Genomic DNA, 12,106 nt, shown 5'->3' on the forward strand with positions numbered 1-12,106 from the left:
TAAAAAAAGCTATTCTTTCGAATAGCTTTTTTTAATTATTTTTCATCTTCTTCATCTTCATATAGATCACCATAAGTATCATCTTCCTCTTCATCCTCATAAGAATCTGCCTCATCTGCATCAAATTTAATACTTACATCATCAACAGCAACCACATCTCCAAAGTCTTCAATATTTGTAGAGGAAGCAAATTTTTTATCGGGAGCTTTTAAAGGCATTTTTCCAAATCTATAAACAGTTAAAGGGTAATTAACCACCGGCTTTTTTTCAATGATTTCGGTTAGTTCTACATAGAATGACCACATTTTAATAAAGTCATAAACAAATAATAAACGATCTCCTATTTTGGCTAACGCTTCTTTAACATAAACATCAGACATCGTTTCTCCATCTCCATCCTCAGACATATCTTCAAGAGGAATTTCCTCGCCTTGGCTCCATTTTTCGTCTGATTTATAAAATGATGCCAACTCCTCCCCTTGTAAACTAAAAGCACTTTTTATACCTTCATAAAGATTCCACAATGTCTGGGTTCCTTTTATTTCAATATCTCTAAAAACATCCTCTTCTGTTTCAAGAATAACTCTTACCTTATAAATCATAATTGTTTTTGATAACTATTTTTGTTTTAAGTTTAAATTTTTTGCTAATTCTTTCATATATTGAAAAGAACTTTCATAATCGTTCTTTATAATTCCTTCCAATATAGCTTCTTTAATTTTTTCTTTTATAATTCCAATTTGTTTACCTTCTTGTATTTCATAATTATCCATGATAATATTTCCGGTTATAGGGGGTTGAAAATTTCTAACCTTATCCTTATCTTCAACTTCTTTAATTTTTCTTTCTACATAGTCAAAATTCTTTTTAAATTTTTCTTGCTTTTTTTTGTTTTTAGTGGTAATATCTGCATTGCATAGTAAAAAAAGATCCTCGAGTTCATCACCCATATCAAATAATAATCTTCTTAATGCACTATCTGAGGCATCATCGGTTACTAAAGAGATAGGGCGAGAGCTAAATTTTACTAATTTTTGAACGTATTTTAATGGTTCCCCTAATGGTAGCTTTAATCTTTTAAAAATAGTTACAACCATTTTACTTCCTACAAACTCATGAGAATGAAATGTCCATCCAATTCTCTTATCAAATCTTTTGGTCGGAGCTTTTCCTATATCATGTAAAAGTGCCGCCCATCTAAGCCATAAATGGTCTGTATTTTTACTGATATTATCTACAACTTCTAAAGTATGAAAAAAATTATCTTTATGTTTTTGTCCTTCAATTTCTTCAATTCCCTGAAGATTGGTTAATTCAGGCAAAAATCTTTGTAACAATTCTGCTTCATATAATAATTTTAAACCTATACTTGGCTGAGGAGACATTAAAATTTTATTGAATTCATCTGCGATTCTTTCTTTAGATATAATATCAAAACGATGGGCATTATTAATTATGGATTGAAATGAATTTTTTTCTATTTCAAAATTTAATTGAGTTGCAAATCGTATTGCTCTAATCATCCTCAATGGATCGTCTGAATAGGTAATATCAGGGTTTAAAGGAGTTCTTAGAATTTTATTTCTTAAGTCATGCAATCCATTAAATGGATCTATAAGAGCACCATAATCTTCTTGATTTAAACTTATAGCCAATGCATTAATTGTGAAATCTCTTCTATTCTGGTCATCCTCAAGTGTACCTTCTTCAATAAAAGGCTTTCGACTATCCGGCGAATAGCTTTCTTTTCTAGCTCCTACAAATTCTAGATCGTAATCCTTTAGCTTAATCATGGCTGTTCCAAACCTTTTAAAAAAAGAAACTTTAGGTTTAGGAGAAAGTTCTAATGAAAGTGCCTCAGCTAAGTCTATACCGCTACCCTCTGTAACAACATCTATATCTTTAGGATTATTTCTCTCTAGTAAGAAATCTCTAACAAATCCTCCGATAACATAAGTTTTTTGTTTTTTAAGATCTGCTAGTTTAGAGATCTCCCTAAAAATAGGATTTTGTAGAGCCTGACTTAAATTCATTAAATATAAATATTGTTATTGTCTTATTACGGTTACTTTATTATTTGGTGTTAATTTAATTATAGACGAACCACTATAGATACAATCGTCTTCATGTCGCAAATTTATTATATAATCAACATCCTCCAAAATTTTATGATTGATTGCTGAAAAATTTTTTGGAGACCTTTCTCCACTTAGATTTGCGGATGTTGAAACTAACGGTTTATTTAATTTGGATATAAGTTTTTTACAAAAAAAATCTTTGGTTAATCGGATACCTACAGTTTTATCCTCAGAAATAATACTCCTGGGTAATTTTTTAGGATTTTCATAAACAATGGTTAATGGCTTTTCTGAATAATCCATTAAATCCCAAGCCAACGTGGGTACTTCAACATATTCTTGCAATCGTCTTTCAGATTCAACCAACAGTATTAAATTTTTCTCTTTGGTTCGTTGTTTAATTTTAAATATTTTTTCAACAGCTTTTTCATTAGTAGCATCACAACCTATGCCCCAAATTGTGTCTGTTGGATAAAGAATGATCCCTCCATCCTGCATAACCTGTACTGCTTTTTGAATTTCCTCTTGTTCCATATTAATTTAAAATTGTTGCAAATATATGTAAGGATATAATTTTCATTTTAAAATTTTAAAAAAAATTATAGCGAAAAGTGATTTTAATTAAAATCATAGTGGGTTAAAAAGTGCTATAAATAATTGGTTGACATAAAATAGTCTGTTATATTTGCAAACTTAATGTTAAATAGACACATATCTCATAAACTAAATCAATGAAAGGAAAAGGACTTGTCAAATTTTTTGCAATTGCTTTGGCTATAATTTGTTTAATTGAATTATTACCTACAATTTATGTTAATCTTTTAGAATCTAGAGCTGAAAAAAATTCTAAAGGTGATGAAACAAAGAGAAAAGCTGAAATTGAAAAATTAGCAAAAGACACTTTAAATTTAGGTATAGTCAAAATGGACTATCAAAGTGCTAAAGAAAAAGAAATTAAATTGGGGCTTGATTTAAAGGGGGGCTTAAACCTTCTTTTAGAGATTTCTGAGAAAGACTTATTAGTAGATTTGGCTGATAATACTGAAAACCCAGTGTTTAATAAAGCCATTGAAATTGCTTCATCAGAAGCTAACACTTCCAATAATACTTTCACTCAAAATTTCTTTAAGGCTTTTCAAAAAGCAAAACAAGAATTAGGTCAACCGAATTTAAAATTGTCCTCTCCTGAAATATTTGGCACCAAAGAACTTTCTGGGGTAATTCAACATAACACTAGTGATTCTGAGGTTGAAAAATATATTACCAGTAGCATAGAATCTAAAGTTTCCAACGCTATAGATATTATCAGAACACGAATTACTAAACTAAAAATTGATGAGCCTAATATTTCCAGAGTTCCTGGGACAGGTAGAATTCTTGTTGAGTTGCCTGGAGTTACAGATACCGATCGGGTAAAAAATTTATTACAAACTTCTGCAAGACTTGAGTTTTGGGAGGTGGTTGAAAAATCTTCTGCATGGAATATGTTAACGTATATTAACCTAAAAGCTGCCGATAAGCAATTAATGGGAAAGCTAATTCAAGCACCAAATTCCACTGCAGTTGCTCTGGCTAAATTGAGTGATACAGCTACCATTAATCGTATTATAAATTCTGATAAAGCTAAAAACATCCTACGTTATAATAAATTATTATGGTCTTCCGAGCCTGATTCAAACAATTTACTTGAATTGTATGCCATTAAAGGTACGCGTAATAATAAAGCCCCATTAGTTGGAGCTGTTAGTGATGCACAACTAACTTTTGATCAATTTAATCGAATTCAAATTGCTATGCAAATGGGGCCTGAAAGTTCCATTGAATGGAAAAAGTTAACGGAAAAAAATGCTCCTAAACCTGGAGAGCCATCAGGCAAACCTATTGCAGTTGTTTTGGATGATATAGTTTATACTGCACCAGTTGTAAATTCTGTAATTCCTAACGGTCAATCTGTAATTAGTGGGAATTATTCAGAACAAAAAGCCAGTGACTTGGTTGATGTTTTAAAAGCTGGTAATCTTCCAGCGAAGGCAAATATTTTACAGTCAGAGGTTGTTGGTCCTACCCTAGGGCAGCAATCCATTACTAATGGATTAATTTCAATTTTAGTTTCTTACATTTTCATATTGATATGGATGGTATTTTATTACGGCAAAGCAGGTATCTATGCCAACATTGCTCTAGTTATAAATCTGTTCTATTTAATAGGAATCATGGCTTCCTGGGGTTCTGTACTAACACTACCCGGTATCGCCGGTATAGTTCTTTCTATGGCTATGGCCGTAGATGCTAATATTATTATATTTGAGCGTATTAAGGAGGAATTAAGAAAAGGTAAACCTTTAAAACAAGCCTTTATAGAAGGTCAAAAACATGCTTTAGCTGCTATTATCGACGGTAATTTAACTACTTTAATTGTAGGTTGTGTATTATTGTTTAGCACTGGTCCTATTAAAGGTTTTGCCGTTACATTAGTTATTGGTATATTCTGTACTCTATTCACAGCGATTTTTATTACAGGAATGCTAATCTATGGAGCAATGGAGAAAGGACAGCAATTTTCTTTAACAACTAGATTCACTAAGAATTGGTTTATGAATGTGAATTATAAATGGATGGAAAAAAGAAAATTGGCTTATATCTTCTCTTTAATTCTTATGGTTGTAGCTTTAATATCTATTTTTACCAAAGGTTTTGATAAAGGTGTAGATTATACAGGAGGTAGAACCTATGTTATTAAATTAAATAAAGAAATTCATCCCGAAGTTGTTTCTGAATCTTTAGAAAAAATCTTTACTGTCGGTGGTGAATCAAGTAATATAAATGCTAAACAATACGGTGGAAAAGACCAATTAAGGATTACAACTAAATATGGATTAGGAGACAATAACCCTAATATTGATCTTAGCATTCGAGAAAAATTGTACACGGGACTTAAAGAATATTTACCTAAAGGATATTCTAAAGAAGAATTTATTAATGGTTCTCCTTATGGAATTCAATCGGCATCAGAAGTTGGACCTACTGTAGCGAGTGGCATCGTTAAAAATGGTATTATAGCCGTTTCAATTGCTCTGGCTGGGATATTTATATACATCTTGGTTAGATTTAAGAATTGGCAAATGTCTACCGGTGCTGTAGTGGCTCTTTTCCATGATGCTGTAATTGTTATGGGAGCTTTTTCAGTATTGAGCTGGTTAAAAATTATACCATTCTCTGTAGAAATAGACCAATCTTTTATTGCAGCCATTTTAACTATTATTGGGTATTCCATTAATGATACAGTGATTGTATTCGATAGGATTAGAGAAAACAAAAATCTTAATTTGGCTCGTACAATGACTCTTGAAGAACTTTATAACGATGCTATTAATCATACCTTAGGAAGAACTATAAATACAGGTATATCTACCATTATGGTTACTGTAATCATATTCCTTTTTGGGGGTGAAAGTTTACAAGGATTTATGTTTGCATTATTTTTAGGATTTACCTTTGGTATGTATTCATCAATTTATATTGCGTCTTCTCTATCCTATGATTTAACTAGACGTAGTTATGATCAAGCAAAAGCAAAACTAAAGGAGTCAGTCCTTTAATTATAAACAATTAAAATAAAAAAGGAGTCTTTGTTAAGACTCCTTTTTTATTTTTAATTAATAATATTGATCAAAATTAAATTGTTACTTTTGTATTCATTAAATGATATATTGTGAGCTTTGGAGAAATATTAGTAATCTTGTTAATAGCAGTTCTTATTTTTGGGCCTGACAAAATCCCTGAAATAGCTAGAGGATTAGGACAAGGAGTTAGAGCTATGAAAGATGCTACTGATAGCATAAAAAAAGAAGTGATGTCTCATGTTGACACTGATGATTCCTTTAAAGAAATTGAAGAAGAAATTAAAGACACTAAGAAAACTATGGATGCTTCTATAAAAGAAGCAAACAAAAACGTTAATGATTTCTTTGATGATACTTTTGATGGCCCTATAAAAAGAACTTAATGGAACGTATTGTTTATTGGGATGAAAAACTTTTTTTATACCTCAATCAATTAGGTAGCTCTAGTTATGATAATTTTTGGTTATTTTTAACCGACGAATATTACTGGATTCCTGTATATATAATTCTTATAATTATAATTTTTGAAAAATTTGGTTTAAAAAAATCAATCATAATACTTATAACCATTGGATTAATGATTGCTTCTACGGATAATATTGCTTCTATATTCAAATACTGGGTTCAAAGACCTAGACCATGTAGAAACCCTGAACTGAATGGTTTATTCCGTTTGGTTATTGAAAACTGTAAAGGAAACTATTGTTTCTTCTCTGCCCATGCAGCTAGCACATTTGCGTTAGCATTTTACTTATCAAAATTATTTTATGCAAAACATAAGTATACCCCTTATTTATTTTTTTTATGGGCTATACTAGTCTCATACAGTAGAATTTATGTGGGTGTGCATTTCCCCTTAGATATTATAACTGGTGCTATCTTTGGACTTCTTATAGGTTGGTTCTTTAGTAAAATCTTAACTTATATATTTACTAAATATAGATTAAACTAAATATCATAATCTATTATTATGTGTTAAAATCAAATAAGTTTAGAAAAAGTCTTGATCCCTTCTTCTAGTTGACTTTTAGAAATAGTTCCATAACTGAGTCTAATTCCATTCACTATTGTATTATACCCATAATGGTCTGGAGTTATTATTTTAATTCCTCTTTGTTGTAAATGAATATCTAATTCTTTCCAATTTATATTTTTTAAAGGAATGATCCAATAAGCCAATCCTCCGTTAGGCGTATCAAAAGTTATTTTATCTTTTAAATATTTATTTAATAAATATTCTGTAAAATCTCTCTTATTTTTATAATAAGAGATTGCCTTTTTTAAATACCTTCTTATAGTTCCTTCTTGAATTAATTGCAAAACAGCTTGCTCCATAATACTATCCCCTTGTATATCAATTATTTTCCTCAACTCTCCTACCCTATATATTAACTTTAAATGGTTACTTACTAAGTAACCTATTCTTAAAGCCGGTGAAATTATTTTACTCATTGTACCTATGTACACAAAGTTTTTCAATTCTTTGTAACTAGATAGGGGTAATAATGGACGATAATCAAAATGAAATTCATGGTCATAGTCATCTTCAATAATGGTAAAACCGTATTGATTCGACAATTGTATTAAAGACAACCGCCTTTCAAGGCTTAGAGATACTGTAGTCGGAAATTGATGATGTGAAGTAACAAATACTGCTTTAACCTTAATTCCATTTTCCAAGTTTCTTTTTAAAGATTCAACATTCATTCCCTGTTTATCTACTTCAATAGATAAAAGCTTTGCACCAGCATTTTTAAAAGTTTTCCAAGCTAAAGGATATCCTGGATTTTCAATTGCTATGATATCTCCTTTTTTAAGCAAACATTGAGAAACTAAGTATAAAGCCATTTGGCTACCTCTAGTGATACATATATTTTTATCATTTACCTGCATACCACGCTGAAAATTTAGCATGGAGGCAATTTCATTTCTAAAATCATTACTTCCTAACTCGCTTTCGTAACCCATAATTTGCCAACGTGATTGACTGTTAAAAATTTGGCGGTAAGCTCTTGCAAGTTCGTTAATAGGTGCAATATCTCTATCTGGATAGCCACCTTCAAAACTTATATTCAATGTATGCTTAGGCAATCCACCAATATCTTTTGAAACGCTATTTATATTCCCTTTTTGTAATATAGGAAGTTTACTATTAACAAAAGTTCCTTTCCTATCCTGTGTTACTAACCACTCTTCACTAAGCAATACATTATAGGCTTCTACAATAGTATTTCGATTTAATTTTAAATCTTCTGCAAGTTTTCTAGTTCCTGGTAAGGCAGTTCCTTCTTTTAATCTACCGGAACGTATATCGGAAATAATAGCATCTGCAATTTGTAAATAAATTGCTTTTTTAGATTGGGATTTTATGTCTAATTGTAATTTCCACGGTCTTAACATCTGGACTAGTTATTTTTATAAAAACTGTATCATTTGCACCCGCCAAATATACAATACATTTACGTTAAAATTGATCATTTACTTAATTTAAGAATTGTAGAATAATTAAAAAATAAATAATAATGACAGAATCTAGACTAGAATTAAACAAAAATTTAGCTCAAATGCTAAAAGGTGGGGTAATTATGGACGTTTCAACTCCTGAACAAGCGAAAATAGCAGAAGCTTGCGGCGCTTGTGCTGTTATGGCTTTAGAAAGAATTCCAGCAGATATTAGAGCTGTGGGTGGAGTATCAAGAATGAGCGATCCCAAAATGATAAAAGGAATTCAAAATGCCGTAAGTATTCCTGTAATGGCGAAAATTAGAATTGGTCACTTTGTTGAAGCTCAAATTCTAGAGGCACTAGAAATTGATTATATTGATGAGAGTGAAGTATTAACTCCAGCCGATGATAAATATCACGTAAACAAAACCAAGTTTCAAGTTCCTTTTGTTTGTGGAGCAAAAAACTTAGGAGAAGCTTTAAGAAGAATACAAGAAGGAGCAGCTATGATTCGTTCAAAGGGTGAACCTGGAACTGGAGATGTTGTGCAAGCAGTCAGACATTTAAGGGCTATGAATGAAGAAATTCGACTTATAAAAGGTATGCAAGAAGATGAACTGTTCCATAAAGCTAAAGAGTTACAAGTTTCTTACGATTTGGTTAAATATGTTCATGAGAATGGAAAATTACCGGTGGTTAATTTTGCTGCCGGTGGAGTAGCAACCCCAGCCGATGCAGCTTTAATGATGCAACTTGGAGCAGAAGGAGTTTTTGTAGGATCTGGAATTTTTAAATCAGGAGATCCAGAAAAAAGAGCACAAGCCATTGTTAAAGCTGTAACTAATTACAACGACCCGAAAGTTTTACTTGAAATCTCTGAGGATTTAGGTGAAGCAATGGTGGGTATAAATGAGGCTGAAATTGAATTATTAATGGCTGAAAGAGGTAAATAATGACCTTAGATAATGGTTAATTAAATAATAATTAACCATTATCTAAATAGATTTATTATAGAAAATGAAAATAGGAGTATTAGCTTTACAAGGAGCATTTCTTGAGCATAGACAAAAATTGTCCGAGATAAACATAGAATCTTTTGAAATTAGAAATAAAAAAGATCTTAAGCAGGATATGCAGGGAATTATATTACCAGGAGGGGAAAGCACTGCCATTGGTAAATTATTGAAGGATTTAAATATGATTGATGATTTAAAAGGATTAATTTCCGATGGATTGCCTGCATTTGGCACTTGCGCTGGACTAATTTTACTTGCAAAAAAAATTGAAGAAAATGACAATTCTCATCTTGGTTTAATGGATATTACTGCAAAAAGAAATGCTTATGGAAGACAGCTTGGAAGTTTTTATACAGAATCTGAATTTGAGGGTATCGGTAAAATTCCAATGACTTTTATTAGAGCACCATATATTTCTAAAGTGGGTCCTAAAACAAATATATTATCTGTCGTTAACAATAAAATAGTTGCAGCCAAAGAAGATAATATGCTTGTTACATCTTTTCATCCAGAAATTACTACATCCAATAGTGTTCATAATTATTTCATCCAGAATTTCTGCAAGTCATAAAGATAAACTTTTATAAAGCTAAAAAAGGGAGATTAATAATCTCCCTTTTTTGTATAATAAAATAATTTTTTATTTAATAAAAGCCAAACAAGTAAATACAGGCTGAGGATAAATCCCTAAAACTATTATTAGTATAAAAATTAATATCGCTAATATATTATAGATTAATGGTGGATTTTTAGCATTTATAATTTCATCATGGCTAGGTTTAAAGTACATAGCAATAATTAATTTTAAATAATAGGCTATACTAATTGCAGATCCTAATATCGCGATGATAACTAATAGAGGTTGAGTTTTTATAACCTGATTAAACAACATAAACTTAGCAATAAATCCAGAAGTTAAAGGTATTCCAGCCATTGACAATAAAGAAACAGTTGTAGAGATAGCTAATATAGGCTGTGTTTTTGCCAAGCCATTAAAAGCTTTAATATCTGTGATTCCATTGGTGATTCTTTCAATATAAATTATACTTGCAAATGCTCCTACAGTTGCTAAAGAATATGCCAGTAAATAAAAAGCCAAAGTATAAACTGATTCAATTCCGGTATTAAAATAAATCAATAATAAATAACCCGCATGTGAAATGCTAGAATAAGCCAACATTCTTTTAACATTATTTTGTAATATTCCAACAATATTAGCTGTAAGAAGGGTAATAATTGCTACATAAAAAACAATGTATTGCCATTCATTCAATTGCCCCACAAACACATACTCCATTAATTTAAATAAAGCTACAAAGCCTGAAATTTTAACAACTGATGACATAAAAGCCGTAATCACAGAAGGTGATCCTTCGTAAACATCAGGAGCCCAAAAGTGAAAAGGTGCTACAGAAATTTTAAATAAAAGACCAATTAAAAGTAAAATAATCCCGGTCATGTATATGGATGGATAATCCGTAGTATTGATGCTATATTGCCTAATCACATCTATACTAAATGAATTTGTAACTCCATAAATAAGTGCTATTCCAAATAATAAGAACCCTGTAGCAAACGCCCCTAAAAGGAAGTATTTAACCGAAGCTTCGTTTGAACGAAGATCATGCTTATTACTACCTGCTAATACATATAATGGTATCGATAATATTTCAACTCCTAAAAATAAGGTTATTAAGTTTTGATAAGAGAACAATACGATGCCTCCGCATAAAACAAACATTAGCAAACAATAGATCTCAGATTGATGATGATCAATTAATTTTAAAGCGTAATTTCCAAGCAAAAAGATTAAGATAGTGATAAAAATAGCTATTTGAGTAAAAACTTTGGCAGTTTGATCAAAATTCAACATATGAGAATAGCGTGAAAAAAAAGGATATTCCCCTAAGAAGGTTGCAGCCAAAGCTAATAATAACCCTAAAATAGCAATATGCTGAGAATACTTTCCTGCTTTAAATATGCCTAGATATAAACTTACAATTGCTGACAGGAAAATAATTACAATAACACTCATTATACTTATTTTTAATTTTTCTAAGTCGCCAAAGTTACTATTTTTAAGTCAATTTTGAAAAAAAGTAACTATTATTAATTAAATAATTATTTTAAAAAATTTTCATTTAAATTCAGATTTTATTTTATAATAAAATCTATCTCTAAATTTTTTAACCTTTGGCGATATTACCATAGAGCAATAAGGTTGAGTTGGGTTTTGTTTAAAATAATCTTGATGATAAAGTTCAGCAGGATAAAATTTAGTTAAAGGTTTAATTTCAGTAACATATTTATCTTTCCATAAATCTGTATTTTGAGATTTTAACATAGATTCCTCTGCTAAAATTTTTTGTCCTTGCGAATTGTAGAGTATAATGGATCTGTATTGGGTACCTACATCATTGCCTTGTCTGTTTAATTGAGTTGGATCATGCAAATACCAAAAAGCATCCAACAATTCCGATAGAGAAATTTCTTCCGGATTGTATTCAATTTGGATGACCTCTGCATGCCCTGTTTCACCTGTACAAACTTCTTCGTAACTGGGATTTTCAGTGCTACCACCGGAATATCCACTAGTAACTTTATACACCCCTTTTAACATTTCAAAACAAGGACTTAAGCACCAAAAACATCCTCCACCAATTGTTATATTTTCCATTTTTCCTGATGTATAATCTGAATAGCTTTCTTTTTTTCTCGTAGTTTGACAACTTACTATAAAGAACAAAAAAACACTTACAAAAAAAATAATATACTGTTTCATTTATTCAAATCAATTTCTTATAATCATTGAGAATATTATAATAATTCAGATTTTCTTTAATAACAACATCAAAATAATCAAAAAGTATACTAAAAATTTATATTTATAAAAGAATTAAATTTAAGTTTATACAAAATATTGATTATCAATATTTTAATAGAA

11 protein-coding genes are annotated in these 12,106 nt (G+C 30.4%); 5 read left to right on the forward strand and 6 right to left on the reverse strand.

Annotated elements, in window-relative coordinates; genetic code table 11:
- Positions 1 to 35: 35 nt before the first annotated feature.
- Genes ETU10_RS07080 through ETU10_RS07090 form a run of 3 tightly spaced genes read right to left on the reverse strand, consistent with a single transcriptional unit; the run spans position 36 to position 2,612 of the window.
- Positions 36 to 602, reverse strand: a complete 567-nt coding sequence (locus tag ETU10_RS07080) for an IS1096 element passenger TnpR family protein (RefSeq protein WP_146262586.1) — start codon at positions 600 to 602, stop codon at positions 36 to 38.
- A 15-nt stretch (positions 603 to 617) separates the two neighbouring features.
- Complete coding sequence (locus ETU10_RS07085) at positions 618 to 2,033, reverse strand: CCA tRNA nucleotidyltransferase (protein ID WP_146310981.1); 1,416 nt, start codon at positions 2,031 to 2,033, stop codon at positions 618 to 620.
- A gap of 15 nt (positions 2,034 to 2,048) precedes the next feature.
- Positions 2,049 to 2,612 (reverse strand): L-threonylcarbamoyladenylate synthase, encoded by a 564-nt coding sequence (locus ETU10_RS07090; protein ID WP_262710359.1) that lies wholly within the window; start codon positions 2,610 to 2,612, stop codon positions 2,049 to 2,051.
- Positions 2,613 to 2,809: 197 nt separating this feature from the next.
- On the opposite strand from ETU10_RS07090, the gene secD reads away from it, so the two are divergent.
- The 3 genes from secD to ETU10_RS07105 all read left to right on the forward strand — a co-directional run bounded on the left by secD (position 2,810) and on the right by ETU10_RS07105 (position 6,653).
- Complete coding sequence (gene secD, locus ETU10_RS07095) at positions 2,810 to 5,677, forward strand: protein translocase subunit SecD (protein ID WP_146310984.1); 2,868 nt, start codon at positions 2,810 to 2,812, stop codon at positions 5,675 to 5,677.
- Positions 5,678 to 5,790: 113 nt separating this feature from the next.
- A complete protein-coding gene (locus ETU10_RS07100; protein WP_317129708.1) occupies positions 5,791 to 6,084 on the forward strand; it encodes a Sec-independent protein translocase subunit TatA/TatB in 294 nt (97 codons plus the stop codon).
- Complete coding sequence (locus tag ETU10_RS07105; RefSeq protein ID WP_146310988.1) at positions 6,084 to 6,653, forward strand: phosphatase PAP2 family protein; 570 nt, start codon at positions 6,084 to 6,086, stop codon at positions 6,651 to 6,653. The genes ETU10_RS07100 and ETU10_RS07105 overlap by 1 nt, the downstream gene beginning before the upstream one ends.
- Before the next feature lie 29 nt (positions 6,654 to 6,682).
- Here the strand turns inward: ETU10_RS07105 and pdxR are convergent, their stop codons facing one another.
- Entirely contained in the window at positions 6,683 to 8,101 is a 1,419-nt protein-coding gene (gene pdxR, locus ETU10_RS07110) for a MocR-like pyridoxine biosynthesis transcription factor PdxR (protein ID WP_146310990.1), read from the reverse strand.
- 122 nt (positions 8,102 to 8,223) lie between these two features.
- Between pdxR and pdxS the strand changes: the two genes are divergently transcribed.
- On the forward strand, positions 8,224 to 9,099 hold the full coding sequence (pdxS, locus tag ETU10_RS07115) for a pyridoxal 5'-phosphate synthase lyase subunit PdxS (protein WP_146262592.1): 876 nt from the start codon (positions 8,224 to 8,226) through the stop codon (positions 9,097 to 9,099).
- A gap of 64 nt (positions 9,100 to 9,163) precedes the next feature.
- Positions 9,164 to 9,733, forward strand: coding sequence for a pyridoxal 5'-phosphate synthase glutaminase subunit PdxT (pdxT, locus tag ETU10_RS07120; RefSeq protein ID WP_146310992.1), 570 nt, complete (start codon positions 9,164 to 9,166; stop codon positions 9,731 to 9,733).
- Positions 9,734 to 9,802: 69 nt separating this feature from the next.
- Here the strand turns inward: pdxT and ETU10_RS07125 are convergent, their stop codons facing one another.
- Together ETU10_RS07125 and msrA are read right to left on the reverse strand one after the other, a co-directional pair.
- Entirely contained in the window at positions 9,803 to 11,197 is a 1,395-nt protein-coding gene (locus tag ETU10_RS07125) for an NADH-quinone oxidoreductase subunit N (protein WP_146310994.1), read from the reverse strand.
- Between the two features lie 102 nt (positions 11,198 to 11,299).
- Positions 11,300 to 11,944 carry a peptide-methionine (S)-S-oxide reductase MsrA gene (msrA, locus tag ETU10_RS07130; RefSeq protein WP_185145076.1) on the reverse strand — a complete coding sequence of 215 codons (645 nt, stop codon included), beginning with the start codon at positions 11,942 to 11,944 and terminating at the stop codon, positions 11,300 to 11,302.
- Between the last annotated feature and the right edge of the window lie 162 nt (positions 11,945 to 12,106).

Source organism: Apibacter muscae, assembly GCF_007845595.1.
Taxonomy (GTDB): domain Bacteria; phylum Bacteroidota; class Bacteroidia; order Flavobacteriales; family Weeksellaceae; genus Apibacter; species Apibacter muscae.

Bases quoted from the DNA above. Each gene is read 5' to 3' on its own strand.
- ETU10_RS07080 (WP_146262586.1), bottom strand. From the start codon at position 602: ATGATTTATAAGGTAAGAGTTATTCTTGAAACAGAAGAGGATGTTTTT.
- ETU10_RS07085 (WP_146310981.1), bottom strand. From the start codon at position 2,033: ATGAATTTAAGTCAGGCTCTACAAAATCCTATTTTTAGGGAGATCTCT.
- ETU10_RS07090 (WP_262710359.1), bottom strand. From the start codon at position 2,612: ATGGAACAAGAGGAAATTCAAAAAGCAGTACAGGTTATGCAGGATGGA.
- secD (WP_146310984.1), top strand. From the start codon at position 2,810: ATGAAAGGAAAAGGACTTGTCAAATTTTTTGCAATTGCTTTGGCTATA.
- ETU10_RS07105 (WP_146310988.1), top strand. From the start codon at position 6,084: ATGGAACGTATTGTTTATTGGGATGAAAAACTTTTTTTATACCTCAAT.
- pdxR (WP_146310990.1), bottom strand. From the start codon at position 8,101: ATGTTAAGACCGTGGAAATTACAATTAGACATAAAATCCCAATCTAAA.
- pdxS (WP_146262592.1), top strand. From the start codon at position 8,224: ATGACAGAATCTAGACTAGAATTAAACAAAAATTTAGCTCAAATGCTA.
- pdxT (WP_146310992.1), top strand. From the start codon at position 9,164: ATGAAAATAGGAGTATTAGCTTTACAAGGAGCATTTCTTGAGCATAGA.
- ETU10_RS07125 (WP_146310994.1), bottom strand. From the start codon at position 11,197: ATGAGTGTTATTGTAATTATTTTCCTGTCAGCAATTGTAAGTTTATAT.
- msrA (WP_185145076.1), bottom strand. From the start codon at position 11,944: ATGAAACAGTATATTATTTTTTTTGTAAGTGTTTTTTTGTTCTTTATA.